The organism is Candidatus Binatia bacterium (genome assembly GCA_036504975.1).
Classification (GTDB): domain Bacteria; phylum Desulfobacterota; class Binatia; order UBA9968; family UBA9968; genus JAJPJQ01.
The window spans coordinates 1-16,188 of the sequence record DASXUF010000153.1 but is presented as its reverse complement, the minus strand read 5'-3'; the positions used below and the strand labels follow the sequence as shown (position 1 = coordinate 16,188).

Here is a 16,188-nt window from a genome sequence, read left to right as displayed (position 1 = left end):
CGGAGAATCCACTATTCTGCCACCACCAGAGAGGCTCCATCCATTCCCTTTCCTCGGTGGATATCACACCAGTAGATATTTTCGCCCTGGGTGAAGATATCTCGGCCGATAGTCCAGGACCACTCCTCTCCGGGATAAAGATTCTTCGAGAGAAAGCGAAACGTCACAGTATGAGCTTGGGTGCCTAGATTTTTCCATGTCACCTTGTCCCCGAACTTCACCGCGCCGGTTTTCGGCATGAAATCGTAGTCGGTAACCTCTATCGTTTTCGTCTTTTCAAAGACCTGCAATGCGGCAGCCAAATCGTTCCCCTTGCTCCGCGGACGAAAATAGCTCTGAACTCCATTGAGTAAGAGGTACAACACGATCAATACAAATCCCACTCCAACGCCGGCATAGAGCATTGGCCGAGACAACAATGGCGCCGATTTCTCGGTGTGCTCGTGCGCATCATTGACATATCCGCCGCACTCCGAACACCAAATTTTCCGGTCCAAGGGCTGGCCAAATTTCTCACAACCGGAAACGGCACAGACCGCCTTTCCACCCCGGTATTCTTCCTCAGTCGCGCTATCGCCGCAACCTGCGGTGCATATATAGACAACTTCCTTCATACCAGTCCGCCCCATTACAACACGACCGAGCGAATGTCCAGCCTCGCTCCGAAGCCGCGGTCCAGTCTTCAAGGATGATCAGCACCCGGCATTTGCGCTCCGAGCCGGCCACCTGATCCCTTAGGTCCTGGTCGGCGAATTCGCAATTCCTCGTGCCGGTGTTTCAGCGCCTCGTCCTTCTTGCCTTGCTGCGCAAGTACCTGAGCCAAACTCTCATGAACCTCGGCAAAATCGGGCTCGATAAGTAGCGCTTGGCGAAAATGGCCGACCGCTTCATCCAGCCTGCCTTGGCTCGCCGCGACTCTGCCTAAATAATAGTAGGCCTGACTCCTCTTGAGAATCTGCTGGAAATGATAGAGGGCCTCTTCAGGCCGGCCCTGCTTGCCCAAAACGATGCCGAGATTAAAGTGCGCGTCGCTGAGAGCCGGATCGATCTCCAAGGCTTTACGGAACTGCTCGATGGCGCCTTCCATCTCAGCCTGCGTGGCAAGGACCTGTCCCAAGTTGTTTCGCGCCTCGGCAAAGCGGGGATAAAGTCGCACTGCTTCCCGTTGCTGTTGCGCGGCCTCTTCGAGCCGGCCGAGCTTCGCGTAGAGATTTGCCAGATTAAAATGGGCGACGCCGTACGACGGCTGGAGCCACACAGCCTGTTGCAGGCTTTCTATCGCCTCCGCAGTTTTGCCCTCCTCGCTGAAAGCGATGGCCAGATTATTATATCCGGGCGCCGAAAGTCCCGCCTTGTCAACGACGGGCAAGTGGGCCGTCACAAGAACAACGAAGGCTACACCGGCGGATATCAGGATTTCGCGAATTCTGCGACACCGCAACGAATCGAAAGCTGAAACCACGCCGGCGCCGCCAAAGAGCGCGAGAAATGGGACCATGGAAAACCGATAGCGCCCGAAGACGAAAAACAGGGCCACGCTGAAAGCGAGCGTTAAGATGATTGCGTAAAACAACCACAGCCTGCGCCAGTCGTTCCACGTGAGAAAAATTCCAATCGCGGCGAGCGGCGCCAACAATCCGAAATGGCCGACCGAACCCAAGAGTCGCAGCAGCCAGGACCACTGCTGGTACAAATAAAAATCGTCGGAGTCTTCGATCTCCCGCACGTTCCACACGACGAGCCATTTCTTGCCCACCAGGCCGAGCCAGCCGAGCGGCTGAGAGCGGATGTAATCCAGCGAGCGTGCCAACCAGTAGCGCGAAACCTCTCGCGGCGAGAGCGAGCGTCCCTCGGCCTGCTCGGCCAGGCGCGTCGCCTCTTTCCGTTCGAATTGCGACACGCCTTGAGCTGCTCGGATAGAGGCGTAAGTGCCATCGGCCTTGGGATTGTTGCCGATAAAAAAGTTCGGGCCGAGCTGCGATGTAGTAAGGGTGAACTCGCCGCCGACGAAAAGATTGCGCAAACCGACGGGAAGGAGGACGAGTACCAATCCCAGAGCGAAAATTCCCGTCCAGTTGAGCTTGGTCCGCAGCGGGTGATTTTGAAAGGCAAGCCAGATCCAAACGACGATGACGGGAGCCAGTAACAAAGCGTTCTCACGCGAAAGCCCCAACATAGCCAGGACGATCCCCTGGCCAATCCAATTCGCCCAATGAAAATTTTTTACCGCGCTGGCCAAGAGAACGAGCAGCAAGCTGACCAAGAAGAGATCAAGCGCAGGTTTGTCGATCAGTCCGCTGTAAAAGATCGCCGGCGCGTAGAGCGAGAGGACCACGCCGGCCGCAACTCCCGCGGCGCGAGAAAAAAGAGACTTTCCTACCCAAAACAATAGACCGCAGGAAAGAGCCCCCAATACGATCTGCGCAACGCGGATCGACCAAAGATTGTGTCCCAGAATAATTTGAAGGAGGGCGAGGAAGCAAGGATAAAGCGGGGTCTGATAGAAGACACCCTGACCCAACCCTTCCCCGGCGGCGATGTGTCGAGCCCATTCATCGTAGGTTCGAGGATCTCCAGGGAGATGATAGAAAAGAGGGATCGACTCGATTTGAAAAAGATAGACGAGGCGAACGACGAAAGCCAGGACAACAACAGCGGCGAAGAGGCTGCCATCGGACCACAGCCGGGAAATACCGCCGGCCTCGGCGCCGGGACGAGCCTGCATGGGCGCCTTTGATTTTCTCGCGGTTCGCGTATCAGCCATGCTTATTTATCTTTGAAGGGTCATGATGATTTTTCATAGCGATAAACTGCCACTTCCCCTCTTTCGAAAATCTTGCCGTAGGCTGCGAGAAATCCGGGCTCCGGATCTCCGAACGACCCTCTGAATGCATCGTCCATGAGAATATATTTCACGCCCATCTTAACCAGCTCGCGGCCCGCTTCTTCAGTCGGCCCCCTGCCGAACACCCTCTCCTTCCATGCGAGTCTCTCCGACAGGTCCACGGACATGGCCCAGTGCCCCCATAAGACTGTATTGCCTGCATACACCGGCACGAGGGTACTGGTCGATCCGGCGGCGAAAACGAGGTCTGCTGAGCTGCTCTCTCGTTCCAGATATTTCATAGCTTCCCTGAGGCTGTGGCTAATGTAGTAGGCGCCATCGTCGTTGTGCCCGACGATTTGTCGTTGGAGAAACAGGTGAAATACCTGGGTGGGGAGCGTAACCGCCGCCGCAACGAGCACGGCCGCCTCGAGCGCTCTCCGCCGCCAGGGGCCGGCGACCTGCGCGACGAGCATCTCGAACGAAACTCCGGCGAGGATGCACAAGGGGATATGCGCGCCGAAGATGAATTTCCTCTGGAACCAAAACGGCAGGTGGGAAAAGACCAGGGAAAGCACGACCCACGATACCGGGAGCAAGTATTTTTTCACGAAGTCGCTCCGCCCCACCACTATGCCCGCCAGAAACAACACAAAGGGAAGACCAAAGCCAAGCGCCTGCGCCACCAGCGGGGCGCTCGGCATGCTCCCCGACATCGAATGCTGAGAGGCGATGGGATGGAGCCTCGATATCAGGAAGACGAAGGCCACGAAGGGGAGCGCGGCGCCGTAATAGCGGGCCAGCATGCCGGGCGCCCTTCCGCGCAGGCGAAACCAGGCCACCCAGGCCGCCAGGGTAAAGAGAAGCGGGACATGGTACGGATGGATCAACGTCAAGAAACCCGCCGCCAGTCCACTCAGCCATAGACAACCGGAACGACCTTCCCCGGTGCCGCGATCGAGGAGATAGAGGGAAAGGAGCAGCACGGTCAGGGAGTAGGCGAAAAGGGGATTCCACAGCAACGACCAAAAAGTGTTGGCATCGGGCATCCACAGGTCGATCGGGTGATTCAGGGAATTTTCCCCCAGGCCAAAAAATTGGAAATAAAACCAGCCGAATCCGGAAGAGGTGCCGACTAGGACAGCCGCGGTCACGTTCTGGAGGAGATTTAGCTTGAGATAATCCGCGTACCTGAAATAGACGAGCCAGAAGAGAACGATCCCGAGCCCCTTTATCATCCAGTGGATGATTCCTATGTCCCAGGAGAGCAGAGCCTTGAGCCAACCGCATACAAGGAAGAGAGGGTGAAAGAGGAAAGCTTCGTGGGCGATCGCGGTATATTTGACCCTGAAGAGGATGCTGCCTTGAGCGGCCTGTTGGGACCAGGACATGTAGGCGAGGGAATCCTGGTGATAAGGGGGGATGATCCACGTGTAATGGAAACCCTCGGGGGTCGCTGCGTAATTCACCGCGTAGGGCAGGGAAGCCGCCAGGACCATGAATACGATCCAGCAGGCCTGAAACAAATGCATTTTAGAAAATTTTTCCTCAGTTTTGCCTCCCTCCCCTACGAGGCGAGTACGACGTTCGGTCGGAAGAACTCGGGCTTCAGCGTTGTATATGGCCCGTTTCTTCAAGATAGGCCTTTAAACCTTCTTGCCAGGGCCGAAGCGCGGGCATCACTTTCACGCTCGCTAAAGCGCTGTTCGCCGGACGCCGGGCTTTTGCCGGGAAATCTTTGGAAGAGATACGTTCTGGCGTCGCATCGACCGCCGCCAGATCGAGAATTTTGCGCGCAAACTCATGCCAGGTACAAGAGCCTTCGTTGGCCACATGAAAAACGCCCATTGCTTTTTCGCCGATGAGCCTTTCGATGATCTGAGCAGCATCGAAGATATAGGTCGGCGACATCCGGACGTCATCGATAACTCGCAACGTTTTTTCGCTCCGAGCCTGAGCGAGAATAGTTTCGACGAAGTTGCCTCCCTTCCCGCGAGCGCCCGCCCTGCCGAAGAGGCTGGCAAGCCGGACAATCAGGCAGCGTAGGGAAGATTGCTGTGTAAGATGTTCTCCAGCCAACTTCGACGCGCCGTACACGTTGATGGGCCGCGGCGCATCCGCTTCGGTGTACGGTTCGTTCTTCTCACCGCTAAAGACATAATCGGTGCTGACATAGACGCACACAGCCCCCATCTCCGCACACACTCTTGCCACCCGAAGAGCGCCCAGCGCGTTCGTGCGAAACGCTTCCTCGGGGCGGTCTTCGGCTTCATCGACGCGAACAAAAGCCGCCGAGTTGACGACGACATCCGGTTGCGCTTCCAACAAAGCCTTCCGGACAGAACCCTCCTCCGCGCAGTCCACTTGCGAGTGGGCGAGAGGGAAAACGTGATAGCCTCCGGCTTGCTGCAGGACCGTTACAAGATCGCTCCCCAATTGTCCGTAAGCGCCAATGATCGCGACTCGCATTACCGTCCAGACTGCCCCCAATTTCGAACGTAAACCGTTTCGTAATAGGAGCGGTATTCGGACGAATTCATCCGCTCCAGCCAGTCTCTGTGATCCAGGTACCAGTGAACCGTCCGCCTCAATCCTTCATCAAGAGAAACCCGGGCAGACCAATCCAACTCCCGTTGAATCTTATCCGCATCAACCGCATAGCAGCGGTCATGACCAGGGCGGTCGGCAACGAAGCGGATGCGCCCGTGCAGCGACTCCGCTTCCAATCCAGCCGCCTCCGCCAAGAGCCGACATATGGCGCGCACAATTTCCAGGTTTGTCCGGTCTTTTCTGACCGCGGCATTATAGATCGAGCCGGTGTGGCCACGCTCCAAAACGGCAAGGATCGCCCGGCAGTTGTCCTCGACATGAAGCCAATCCCGGCGTTGCAGGCCATCCCCATAAAGAGGAAGCTCCGCGCCCGCCATCGCATTGCGAATCATCAGAGGAATGAGCTTCTCCGGGAACTGAAAAGGGCCGTAGTTGTTGCTGCTGCGGACGATGAGGACCGGAAGGCCGTAAGTGCGGCCATGAGCCAGGGCAAGGAGATCGGCTGCGGCTTTGCTCGCGGCGTATGGGCTGCTCGGCATGACCGGATCTTCCTCGCGGAAAGGCGCCTTGCCTTCAGCGTCTCCGTACACCTCATCGGTAGAAACCTGGAGAAAGCGCTCCACTTGATGATGGCGCGCCGCGTCGAGCAATGCCTGAGTTCCGATCAGGTTCGTCAGAAGGAAGGGCGAGGGATCGAGAATGCTTCGGTCCACGTGGGACTCGGCGGCAAAATTCACCACCGCCCACGGCTTCTCCTCTTCGAACAGCCGCTCCAGAAGCGCTCGATCGGCGATGTCGCCACGCACGAATCGATAGGAAGGATGGTCAGCGACATCCGCGAGGCGAGCCGGCTCGCCGGCATAAGTGAGTTTGTCCAGATTCACCGCCCGGCACGTCCCTCCCTCAAGAGCCGCGCGCACAAATTGGCTGCCGATAAAGCCGCAACCTCCGGTTATAAGGAGCGTTCTCATCGTTTCTCGTCGTAAACGAAGTCGTTGTCGGCGTCCTTCAGTTGCGGGAGCCGGGCGTCTTTCACCGAGATAACCGGCTCTGTAAGAGGCCATCGAATGCCGACGTCCGGATCACTCCAAACGATTCCACGATCAAATTCCGGCGCATACTCTTCACTGACCTTGTATAGGACATCGGCTTCCTCGCTCAAGACACAAAAACCATGGGCAAACCCGACAGGGACGTAGACCATCGCCGGGTTCTCTGAAGAAAGGACGACCGATGTCCAGCGGCCATAGGTCGGAGAGCCCGTCCGGATATCGACGGCTACGTCAAAGATCTCACCGCGCAGGACCGTTACCAGCTTGGCTTGAGCCTTGGGAGCTTTTTGGTAGTGGAGACCGCGAAGAACGTGTCGGCGGGAACGAGAGTAATTGTCTTGCACAAAATGTTCCGAGATTCCAACTTGAGAAAACTCGGAGCGCTTGTACATCTCCATGAAAGAGCCTCTGGGATCCGCAATGCGCTGAGCTTCCAGCAGGACCAGATCAGGGATATCGAGCTTCCGCGAGCGACAAATCACCTACAACAGGACCTCCGCATCATCGCCGATCATCAGGCGCAAGGCCTGGTAACTTCCCCTAACGCCACGCACCACCGCGTTTCGGCCGAGAATGCTGTCAGCCACTCGTTCGATTCCTTCGATCTTGACGCCATCCAATAACACGCAGTGTTCGAGGGCGGATCTCTTGATGGAACAATCGCGACCGATGCTGGTGTAGGGGCCGATAAAGGCATCTGTAATGATCGTCTCCTGCCCAACCACAGCGGGGCCTCGGATCTCGCTCCTCATGACCTGAACCCCTGTTTCAAGACGCACTCGCCCGACCACCCGACTCTCGGCATCCACAACCCCTTTTGTCTCCCGCTGAGCCCACTCGTCCAGCACGAGGCGGTTCGCTTCTAAAAGATCGTCCTTTTTCCCTGTGTCAAGCCACCAGCTCTTGAGGAGGAAACTCTCGACCAGGCATCCTTGCTCTAAAAGGTTCTGGATTGCGTCCGTTATCTCCAGCTCTCCGCGCAAGGAAGGCTTGATTTGCGAAATGGCGTCATGAATGCGCGGCGAGAAAAAGTAAACGCCCACCAGAGCAAGGTTGCTGGGAGGCTCCTTCGGTTTTTCGACCAAGCGTTGGATTCGACCTCTGCCGTCCACCTGGGCAACGCCAAACATCGCGGGGTTATCGACTTCCTTTAGAAGGATAACCGCGTCGGCCTTGGAAGTTTGGAAAGCCTTCACGAATTCCCGGATTCCCTGGCCAATGAGGTTGTCTCCCAGATACATCACGAAAGGGTCATCCGCTAGGTAATGGCGCGCCACCTTCACTGCGTGGCCCAATCCGAGAGGAAGTTCTTGAGTGATGTAAGTGAAGTTCAGCTGAGAATTTTTTCCCAGTGACGCCTGGATTTGCGGGCCGGTTTCCGGAGAAATGATAATGCCCGCGTCGCGAATACCAGCTTCAGAAATATGCTGTATTACGTATGAGAGAATCGGCCTGTTGGCCACGGGGATGATCTGCTTCGCCATGGTATACGTGAGGGGACGAAGCCTGGTCCCGTGACCGCCCGCAAGTACAAGCGCCTTCATCTCAGACCGCTTAGCGCGGATGCGTCATCTGCCCGACTTTCCTCATCCTTACCTGTAAGGACCGGCGTCGGCAGAAACAAACTGCCGGACGCGTAGCGGCGGCCGCATTTGACGGCCTTCTACTAAGCTCTAGGGCGTCCGGTGGTGATCTTTACCCAACCCGCCGATACCTCGCAGGGAAAGAATCAAATTGAATGAAGCTTGCCAGAGACATCCGGTGCAGCACGTAGCGCCCGAGAAGACGCAAGATGCTCATCCCGTAGATCGCGCTGGTGAAAAATCCCGCGCTCGAAGCTTCGGAAAAGTACTTTGTCGCTACCGGCACCTCTCTGATCCTGAATCCGAGATGGACTGCTTGGACGAGAATCTCCTGATCGAAGACAAACTTGTCGGAATTCAACAAAAACGGTATGGCCTCCAACGCCCGCCGGCTGTAAGCGCGGTATCCGGTATGGTACTCGAAGAGCTTCAATCCCAGTACCCGATTTTCAAGCAGGGTAAGGAAGCGGTTGCCGAGATATTTCCACCATGGCATGCCCTGCTTTACGACGCTTCCATACAGGAAACGCGACCCTAAAACGATATCCGCCTCCAAAGAGTCGATGGGCGCGACCAGATTCGGCAAAAGCCTCGGGTCGTATTGATAGTCTGGATGGAGCATCACGACGATATCGGCGCCTGACTTCAGCGCCTCGGTATAACAGGTCTTCTGATTCGCGCCGTAGCCAAAGTTTCTCGAGTGGACGAATACCTCTAGATTCAATTCCCTGGCGATTCTGAGCGTTTCATCCGTGCTGCCGTCGTCTACGAGAATGACATGGTCGACTTTGTCCATCGGAATCGCGTTGTAAGTGATCCGCAGGGTGCGGGCGGCGTTGTAAGCCGGCATGACCACCACGACTTTCGATTTCACCGGCCCGTCGCTCTTTTTTGCTGGGCTCTGTAGGTCCTCGAAATGAGCCGTGGGCCTCTGCCGTTTACGAAACGTTTTTGGGGCTTCGATCATGCGGCGATCTCTCCGGTTACAGTCTTCCTCACGTCATAACGGCCGCGGAGTCGATTCCATCGAATGCTCAGCAAATCGGAGAACATCGAGGTCGAATCACGGAGGACATGGACCTTGGTCTCGGGAGAATTGCGCCAAACGACCGGGATCTCCCCCACCCGATACCCCATCACCTCTGCCAGGTAGAGCATCTCGACATCAAATGCGAATCGCTTACGGGTCATACGACGACAGATATCGAGGGCTGCTTCTCGCGTGAAGCATTTGAAGCCGCATTGGGTATCCCGAATTCCTCGTAAAACCAGGGCTTGCACTAAGACATTGAACAGACGTCCCATATGCTGCCGGTGCCAGGGTTGGCGCACTTCGATGCGAGACTCCGGCAACGCCCGTGATCCTATGGCGATGTCATAGCCATTGCGCAGCAACCCAAGGAGCTTTTCCACCTCCTCGATCGGCGTAGATAAGTCGGCATCGGAAAAAAGCAAATATTTCCCCCGCGCGCGTAAAAACCCCCTCCGCACGCTAAACCCTTTGCCACGATTGCTACTGTTCCGTAAAAGCTGTATCCGAGATTTGCGGTCGCACAACGGCGCCACAAGACGAGCGGTCGCATCGCGCGAACCATCGTCCACGACGATGATTTCCGCCGAATAGGGCTGCCGGGCCGTGTAGGCGAGAATCGCCTCGAGGGTTTCGCCGAGACGCCGTTCCTCGTTATACGCTGGAATGATAATGGAAAGATCCACCACTTTCAGCACCCCCAAGTCTCAAGATTGTTCCTATGACACGACTTTACTTAACCACAAAATTTACCCTGTCGATCGCGTCCAACTCCGTTTGATGATCTACGGCCATCCTAACTTCCAATAGATGCTTACCCGGCTCAATCCCGGTCAGAGTCCCTTTTTCGCCTTCAAACATACCCGTCAGCTCCCCGTCCACATATACGTGGAGATGGTGACCTCTTTTACCCTTGAAGAATTTGAAGTGGACCGGAACTTGGTCGCCCTTGAAGACCTGACCCGGCTTTGGTGTGAGGATCGTGACGCCTGCCCCCTCGGCTGGCTTCAGGTCGGTCTTTGACGCCGCCCCGTTTGCCTGTCTCATCTGTCCGTGCATGCCCTCCACGTGATGCTTTCCCTCCATCAACTCCGCGATGTCTTTTAGCACCTCCTTCTCTGTCCAGGAATCACCATAATAGTCGATTCTCCGGATGCCCTGGCGGTCAATGAGGGTCGTAAGCCCGGTGTGGTCTGTTAAGGCCTTGCCGCGTTTGTTGACGCGAACACCAAAAAAGCGCCACGCGTCCGATAGCTCCCTCTTATCGCCTGTCAGAAAGGCCCAGGAACGAAAATCCGCTCCAAAGCGCTGGCCGTAGGATCTGAGAACTTTAGGTGTATCGGCCTCGGGATCGGTCGTGATGCTCAGAAGAAAATAATCGTTCAGCCCCTGGCTCTTTAGCTTCCGCTGAATCCCGGCAAACTTTGCAGTGAGAAGTGGGCAGACGTCTGCACAAGTGGTGTAAATGAACGAAACGAGGGCCACCTTTCCCTGAAGGCTGCCTGAGCGGAACAGTCTTTCATCTTGATCCGTCAGGTTAAAATCTGGAACCGGTGTTTGCACGGCCTTTCGACCCACCGCTCCCCTTTTAGGCGGGCCTGGGACCTGTGAGATGGCGGGAGCCGCTAAGATGAACAGCAATAGCAGCCCGGTCGCGATGAGCTCACCGTTCTTCCACCTTGAACTCATACGTCACCTTAAATTGTTTCATGCCTTCTGCGAGATCTCCCCTCAGTAGATAAGACGAGGGATATTCCATCTCCCTTCCTGGTTGAAGGTTGACCGGAAGGAGCAGGTTGCATTCGACTAGTTCCAGGTACTCATTTACCTCCTTGGGCTCCACATGGTGGACAATCCACGTGGTGACTTCACGGTTTGAAAGATTCTTTACCTTAAAGAAAACATTGAACAGCTTCCCCCTGGTTACGGTAACCTCCTTGAGCACAGGCTTGGCTTGAAGAAGTAAGGAGCCAGGGACGACAGTATCAAAGGAGACTCGGACTCCCGTGCCCCAGTCGAGAAATATCCGCCAGATCCTGTCTTCCCTTACAAGCTCAAAATCCCTTACTTCCTCGACCATCGGGATCTTGCCTTCTTTGCGCCGACGATCCAGCGTCTCGATGAGTTCGCTCCGTTCCTTTGGTGACAGCTTGTTGAGGCGCTCCTCGTCCCAGCCTAGCAAATTGGCTGAAAGCTTATTAGCGTCCGGGAAGCTTAGTTGGAGCTTAACGTGAGCACGGTTACCGTCGATTTTTTCTTCGACCGGCGTAGCTTTGATGAAACCTGCAAGTTTTTTAGACAGCTCTAAAGCGAATCCACTGAAAGCTCCACGCTCTCTAACGTAGCTCTCCTTATCGGTCACGCGCCGGTCGTCCGACGAGATAAAACCGTAGGCTTCTCGGAAATCCCGCGCATATGAGGCCGTGACATAGGGGATTGCGACCTGAACAGTCTCCCACGCTGCCGGTTGGGATGCGCCCGTCCAGAGAAACACGGTCGACGCAACCGAGAGCAGGACGAGAGCAGCGACGAACAGAAGATTGCGCCAGCGATTCACTGTCCCTCGCTCATCACTTTCGTAATATCCTTGATCGCGACTTTGGTGTCGAAATCCTGGCCCCAGTACTCGAATCTCTTCGCACCCGTCTTATCGATGACGTATGATTTTACCCCGTGGTCTACGAGTTCGACCGATACGACCTCGCCGCTAGGGCCTTTCTTGCCCACTCGACTGACCTCGATCTTGTAATCGAACAACACGTTTTCGACGATTTCGGGGGGTCCGGTCAGGAAGTACCAGTTGCTAAGGTCGACGCCAAAACGTTTCGCATACTCCTTCATCGCCTCTGGAGTGTCGTGGGCCGGGTCGAACGAGATGCTTACTAGGGAAAACGGCTTATCCTTGAAGGCCTTCTGAACATCTTTCATCTTGGCCGTTACCACGAGGCAGCCGGTCGTGCAGGTCGTATAAATAAAGCTCACCAGGGTCACTTTCCCGCGTAGATCCTTGAGCGATACATTCTTCCCGTCTATGTTCGTGAGCCTGAATTCGGGAGCGTTTCCCTTGACTTCTTTTCTCACCCATTTTCCCTTGCCGTTACCGTAAGCCAGGAAAGGAAGGGACAGCACAAGGAGGAGGCAAAGCGCCACCTGCCTCATTGGAATCATTTTTTTGGTTCTCCTTTCGATCGCGGTCCCGCTGCTGTTTTATTCGTGGTTTCATCGGTCAACATGCTGACCCGCGTCGTTTTTTTCGTTTGCCGGTCGTGAACGAAGATGTCCACGACCCCATTCGTATCATCCGGGACGAGGTTCGAGGCGCCCGACTCGAAGGCGACGTAGCGGCCGTCGGCGCTGAGCGACGGGCGGGCGGAGCCCGCATCGGCTTGAGTACCGTCGCTTGCCACGCTCACTCGTTCGGTCGCACCGGTCTGGCGATCGTGAACGAAGATGTCCCAACTATTGTTGGTGTCTTTGGGGACAAGGGTGGTGGCGTCTGAGAGAAAGGCCACGAAGCGCCCGTCCGGGGTGATCGAGGGATAAAAACTGTGGCCGCCCATGGCCTGGGCGCCGCCCGTCGCCACGTTCACGCGCTGGGTTGTTCCCTTAACCGTATCGCGCACGAAGATATCGGCCAACCCGTTGGTATCGTCAGGGACGAGGTTGGTAGCCTCCGAGACAAAAGCGACATAGCGGCCATCGCCGCTGATCGCGGGTTGAGTAGAAGCGCCGCCCTCTGCTTGGGCGCCGCCGCTGGCTACGCTCACGCGCTGGGTCGTACTCTTAACCCTATCGTGAACAAAGATGTCGGTGACTTTGTTGGTATCGCCGGGGACAAGGTTGGTGGCGTCGGAAACGAAGACGACATAACGACCGTCCGCGCTGATGGAGGGATGATAGCTCTGGCCGCCAAGCGCCTGGTATCTCTCGGTGGAGACGTTGACACGGATAGTGACGTGGGTCTCGCGGTCGTGGACAAAGATGTCTATGAGTCCATTGGTATCGCCGCCCGCGAGGTTTATCGCGGCCGACTCGAAAGCGGCATAGCGGCCGTCGGCGCTGATCGAGGGATGTGAACTATGGCCGTTGACAGACTCGGTGCCGTCGGTGTGGACGCTGACGCGCTCGGTCTTTCCGGTCTGGAGGTCACGGACAAAGATGTCTCTGAATAAATTGCTGTCTCCGGGGATGAGATTGTTGGCGTCGGACGCAAAGGCGACATAGCGGCCGTCCGCCGTGAGGACGGCGGATACGCTGGCGCCGTTGGTGGGCGTGCCGCCTCCCGTCGCATTGAGAACTTTCGTTGCGCCCGTGGAGCGGTCGTGAACGAGAACCCGGCTGGTCTGACTCTTATCCCCGGCCACCAGGTTCGTGGCGTATGAGTCGAAAGCAACGAAGCGGCCATCGGCGCTCATATGGGCGCGGCTGCCATGGCCGTTGACGAGCTGACGACCGGCTACAGCGGGCTTAGGCGCATCGGCTGCGCTGCCGATGCTGATTAGGCCAAAGGCGACAAAGAGTAGCAGTTTGAATACTCGATACAGCATGGGCTTACTCTACGGTAAATTCATTGCGCATCCCGTTGGCGAACGGTACGCCATCGCGACTGAGCATATTGCACATGGCCACATAGCGTCCACGCGTGAGATTCGCCAGGATAAGGGTTTCGCTCTGTCCCGGCTCCAACGGTTTGATCATCCCGATCGTTTCCTCGTTGTCCGATGGCATGATCTTCTTAACGATAAACTCATGCCGTTGCGTATCCGTGTTGGTGATCTTGAACATCACCGTCCCTGGAATCAGCCGGGTTTGCTCCATTTGCATGTTGTGGTATTGAAGCTTCACGCCGATGACCGTGGCATTGACCGTGGGATTGTTCGGAATGTTGGGTATCTTCTCATCATAATTAATCCTCCACGCGTCTTCCTCGCGCACAAGTGAAAACCGGTGCGTTTCCTGGACGTCGCCGTACGCGAGCGCCACTTCGGTCGCGGCGCTCTGTCCGTCAATCGTGGTGTTGGAGAATTCTCCTATTTTGTAAGGCCGAAAACTGAGAAGGCTCAACGGGATAAAATCGATGACTTTCTCCTTCGGAAGCTCATAAACCTGTTGAAAGCCCTTCGCTGTCCAGCCCGCCTTGAAGGCGCGTAGATCCTGCCGGTTGTATGCGAGAAAGGTCTTTCTTATAGCCTCCTCGACATCCTTCGGATCCCAACCGGCGGATTGTGATCCCTGGTCGGGTAGAATCCACGACCTTACCCAGTCACTGAATCGCGACCGCGATTCCGTCCGAGACGTCACGGACTCTTGTTTTCCGGCGGCTGGGGAGCTGCTTTTCTTCCTCTCGCCGACGCTCCACCAACCGAATAGGACCAGCACAACAACACATACCACCCCCCCCAAGAATAATGCTTTCTTAACCATGGGAGGCCTCCGACTTAATTGACCTTAAACTCTGTCCGCATGCCCTTGTCACAGTGTGCCCGGTCATCCGTATCCCTTAGACAGCAGACCATCGCGTAGTTGCCCGGCTCCAGCCCCGTGAGCACCACATCGATCGTTTTACCGGGCTCAAAATGCCACGCCCCACGCGCCACTGAATTCTCCCAGCCCGCAGGCATTATCTGGAAGAGCACAAATTCGTGCTCTGTTCTGCCTTGATTGGCGAGCTTCAACACCATGTTCCGCGCGACCCGGCTTTTGTCGAACTCGAACGCGTACTCCGTCATCTTCACGTCGACGACGGGAAAACCATCGGGATACAGAGGAAGCAGCTTGTCCTTGGCAATCTTATAGCGCTTGTCCAGCGCCGGCCGCTTGACCATCTTGAGCTCATAGCGCTCCCGGACATTTCCCTGGAGGATATCGACTTCCGCTGAGGCGGTGATCGTCATATGATCCAAGATCTTGATATTGGAGACGTTAAGTAGCTTCACATCGCCCATGAGCCTCATGGCGCCAAAATATATCGATATCTCATCCTTGGGAACGGGCCTATCCACGTGCATGACAAACAACGCCTTGTTGAAGAAGCCGAAATCGGTCCAGCCATCCACAAAGCCGGTGTAGTCATCTCTGTTGAAGTCGTCGAAGGTCTTCCTGATCGACTCCTCCACCAGTTTCTGAGCTTCTTGGACTTCATGATGCGCGTTTAAAGAAACAGGGAGGAGAGAAAGTCCTATCCCGAAAAGCATCAGCCATAAAGCGTTGCGCAACGACCTTTTAAAACGCATTTTCAAACTCCTTTAACCGATCAAATCCGCGCCAGGTGAGGCGCCAAGCCCGCTATAGCATATACAAAAAACATTACAAAGCCCGATGATAAAAAAGGGGGCTCTTGCGAGCCCCCTTTTTTGGCATACTCGGACTCGCCTCGACAGCTCAGTTGGTGCAGCTACCAGGCGGATCGCAAGGCACCTCTCTGACCGACCCGTCGGTCGGCGACGATCTCACGCGCCACTGGGTCATCATCGCGAGATCCTCGTGCTCGAGGACGTGGCAGTGGATCATATACCTTCCGCCGGCGGCCTCGGCCGCAGTTTGAGTCCCGGTCACGTTGTCTCCTCCATGCCTATCAGGAGTAAAGGTAGGCGTGGTGAGATCTCCGTTGTTGTCGGCGAATTGGACATCCTGACATTCGCCGGTATTATTAGGATTCGGCGGCTGCTCCGCGCCCGCGGAATTACAGGCCGTGGCATCGGGATCGAATGCCGCTTGCGTGAAGTCTGTCGGCTTGAACCGCATCGAGATGTTGGTGTTCGGCGGGAACGGCCATGTCTCCTTCAACTGGTTGTACGAGTTGCAGCCGGTCGACGTCGCGCTCCCATTGATGCTCAGGCAGACCTGATCCACGTCGTGGATGTGGATCGAGTGGGTCCAGTTGCCCGGGTTACTGATGTTCCACTGTTCTACCTTGTTGACCTCCGGGTCCGCGTCCGTGCGTCCGCAGTCCATGATCCGGTCGTCGCCAAGGCGGCTTCCTGTGGTGACCTGGAGGGTCCAGTGCGTGCCTTCACGGGTGAACTGGATCGACCTGCTTTTCGCCACCGGCGTCATTTGGGCCGACGTGGGGATCGCCCTGAGGGTCGCGGGAACGGTGTTGTTGCTGGGATCGCTCACCACTGTCCCGACGCGGAACTGCATGATCTC

At 56.2% G+C, this 16,188-nt stretch carries 16 protein-coding genes; all 16 read right to left on the bottom strand.

Annotated features, from left to right (window positions below):
- Positions 1 to 11: 11 nt before the first annotated feature.
- The gene (locus tag VGL70_19345) at positions 12 to 614 is read right to left on the bottom strand and encodes a hypothetical protein (GenBank protein ID HEY3305686.1); all 603 of its coding nucleotides are present in this window, start codon (positions 612 to 614) and stop codon (positions 12 to 14) included.
- A gap of 68 nt (positions 615 to 682) precedes the next feature.
- A complete protein-coding gene (locus VGL70_19340) occupies positions 683 to 2,764 on the bottom strand; it encodes a tetratricopeptide repeat protein (GenBank protein HEY3305685.1) in 2,082 nt (693 codons plus the stop codon).
- A gap of 20 nt (positions 2,765 to 2,784) precedes the next feature.
- Positions 2,785 to 4,356, bottom strand: coding sequence for a hypothetical protein (locus VGL70_19335; GenBank protein ID HEY3305684.1), 1,572 nt, complete (start codon positions 4,354 to 4,356; stop codon positions 2,785 to 2,787).
- 76 nt (positions 4,357 to 4,432) lie between these two features.
- The gene (rfbD, locus tag VGL70_19330; protein HEY3305683.1) at positions 4,433 to 5,293 is read right to left on the bottom strand and encodes a dTDP-4-dehydrorhamnose reductase; all 861 of its coding nucleotides are present in this window, start codon (positions 5,291 to 5,293) and stop codon (positions 4,433 to 4,435) included.
- On the bottom strand, positions 5,293 to 6,345 hold the full coding sequence (gene rfbB / locus VGL70_19325) for a dTDP-glucose 4,6-dehydratase (GenBank protein HEY3305682.1): 1,053 nt from the start codon (positions 6,343 to 6,345) through the stop codon (positions 5,293 to 5,295). The genes rfbD and rfbB overlap by 1 nt, the downstream gene beginning before the upstream one ends.
- Entirely contained in the window at positions 6,342 to 6,908 is a 567-nt protein-coding gene (gene rfbC, locus VGL70_19320; protein HEY3305681.1) for a dTDP-4-dehydrorhamnose 3,5-epimerase, read from the bottom strand. Before rfbC ends, rfbB begins: the two co-directional genes overlap by 4 nt.
- The gene (locus VGL70_19315) at positions 6,909 to 7,970 is read right to left on the bottom strand and encodes a glucose-1-phosphate thymidylyltransferase (GenBank protein HEY3305680.1); all 1,062 of its coding nucleotides are present in this window, start codon (positions 7,968 to 7,970) and stop codon (positions 6,909 to 6,911) included.
- Positions 7,971 to 8,121: 151 nt separating this feature from the next.
- Complete coding sequence (locus VGL70_19310) at positions 8,122 to 8,883, bottom strand: glycosyltransferase family 2 protein (protein HEY3305679.1); 762 nt, start codon at positions 8,881 to 8,883, stop codon at positions 8,122 to 8,124.
- Positions 8,884 to 8,972: 89 nt separating this feature from the next.
- Positions 8,973 to 9,737 carry a dolichyl-phosphate beta-glucosyltransferase gene (locus VGL70_19305; GenBank protein HEY3305678.1) on the bottom strand — a complete coding sequence of 255 codons (765 nt, stop codon included), beginning with the start codon at positions 9,735 to 9,737 and terminating at the stop codon, positions 8,973 to 8,975.
- 34 nt (positions 9,738 to 9,771) lie between these two features.
- Positions 9,772 to 10,728: an SCO family protein gene (locus VGL70_19300; protein ID HEY3305677.1), complete on the bottom strand. Its 957-nt coding sequence runs from the start codon at positions 10,726 to 10,728 to the stop codon at positions 9,772 to 9,774.
- Complete coding sequence (locus VGL70_19295) at positions 10,703 to 11,596, bottom strand: cytochrome c oxidase assembly protein (protein HEY3305676.1); 894 nt, start codon at positions 11,594 to 11,596, stop codon at positions 10,703 to 10,705. Before VGL70_19295 ends, VGL70_19300 begins: the two co-directional genes overlap by 26 nt.
- Positions 11,593 to 12,207, bottom strand: a complete 615-nt coding sequence (locus tag VGL70_19290) for an SCO family protein (GenBank protein ID HEY3305675.1) — start codon at positions 12,205 to 12,207, stop codon at positions 11,593 to 11,595. Before VGL70_19290 ends, VGL70_19295 begins: the two co-directional genes overlap by 4 nt.
- Positions 12,204 to 13,586 (bottom strand): hypothetical protein, encoded by a 1,383-nt coding sequence (locus tag VGL70_19285; protein ID HEY3305674.1) that lies wholly within the window; start codon positions 13,584 to 13,586, stop codon positions 12,204 to 12,206. The genes VGL70_19290 and VGL70_19285 overlap by 4 nt, the downstream gene beginning before the upstream one ends.
- 4 nt (positions 13,587 to 13,590) lie before the next feature.
- On the bottom strand, positions 13,591 to 14,463 hold the full coding sequence (locus tag VGL70_19280) for a cupredoxin domain-containing protein (protein HEY3305673.1): 873 nt from the start codon (positions 14,461 to 14,463) through the stop codon (positions 13,591 to 13,593).
- Positions 14,464 to 14,477: 14 nt separating this feature from the next.
- The gene (locus tag VGL70_19275) at positions 14,478 to 15,272 is read right to left on the bottom strand and encodes a hypothetical protein (protein HEY3305672.1); all 795 of its coding nucleotides are present in this window, start codon (positions 15,270 to 15,272) and stop codon (positions 14,478 to 14,480) included.
- A gap of 148 nt (positions 15,273 to 15,420) precedes the next feature.
- The gene (locus tag VGL70_19270; protein ID HEY3305671.1) at positions 15,421 to 16,095 is read right to left on the bottom strand and encodes a multicopper oxidase domain-containing protein; all 675 of its coding nucleotides are present in this window, start codon (positions 16,093 to 16,095) and stop codon (positions 15,421 to 15,423) included.
- Positions 16,096 to 16,188 lie beyond the last annotated feature (93 nt).

What these genes read in the sequence shown, in the direction of transcription:
- VGL70_19345 (HEY3305686.1), bottom strand. Translation starts at nt 614, where the DNA reads ATGAAGGAAGTTGTCTATATATGCACCGCAGGTTGCGGCGATAGCGCG.
- VGL70_19340 (HEY3305685.1), bottom strand. Translation starts at nt 2,764, where the DNA reads ATGGCTGATACGCGAACCGCGAGAAAATCAAAGGCGCCCATGCAGGCT.
- VGL70_19335 (HEY3305684.1), bottom strand. Translation starts at nt 4,356, where the DNA reads ATGCATTTGTTTCAGGCCTGCTGGATCGTATTCATGGTCCTGGCGGCT.
- rfbD (HEY3305683.1), bottom strand. Translation starts at nt 5,293, where the DNA reads ATGCGAGTCGCGATCATTGGCGCTTACGGACAATTGGGGAGCGATCTT.
- rfbB (HEY3305682.1), bottom strand. Translation starts at nt 6,345, where the DNA reads ATGAGAACGCTCCTTATAACCGGAGGTTGCGGCTTTATCGGCAGCCAA.
- VGL70_19315 (HEY3305680.1), bottom strand. Translation starts at nt 7,970, where the DNA reads ATGAAGGCGCTTGTACTTGCGGGCGGTCACGGGACCAGGCTTCGTCCC.
- VGL70_19300 (HEY3305677.1), bottom strand. Translation starts at nt 10,728, where the DNA reads ATGAGTTCAAGGTGGAAGAACGGTGAGCTCATCGCGACCGGGCTGCTA.
- VGL70_19290 (HEY3305675.1), bottom strand. Translation starts at nt 12,207, where the DNA reads ATGATTCCAATGAGGCAGGTGGCGCTTTGCCTCCTCCTTGTGCTGTCC.
- VGL70_19285 (HEY3305674.1), bottom strand. Translation starts at nt 13,586, where the DNA reads ATGCTGTATCGAGTATTCAAACTGCTACTCTTTGTCGCCTTTGGCCTA.
- VGL70_19280 (HEY3305673.1), bottom strand. Translation starts at nt 14,463, where the DNA reads ATGGTTAAGAAAGCATTATTCTTGGGGGGGGTGGTATGTGTTGTTGTG.
- VGL70_19275 (HEY3305672.1), bottom strand. Translation starts at nt 15,272, where the DNA reads ATGCGTTTTAAAAGGTCGTTGCGCAACGCTTTATGGCTGATGCTTTTC.
- VGL70_19270 (HEY3305671.1), bottom strand. Translation starts at nt 16,095, where the DNA reads ATGACGCCGGTGGCGAAAAGCAGGTCGATCCAGTTCACCCGTGAAGGC.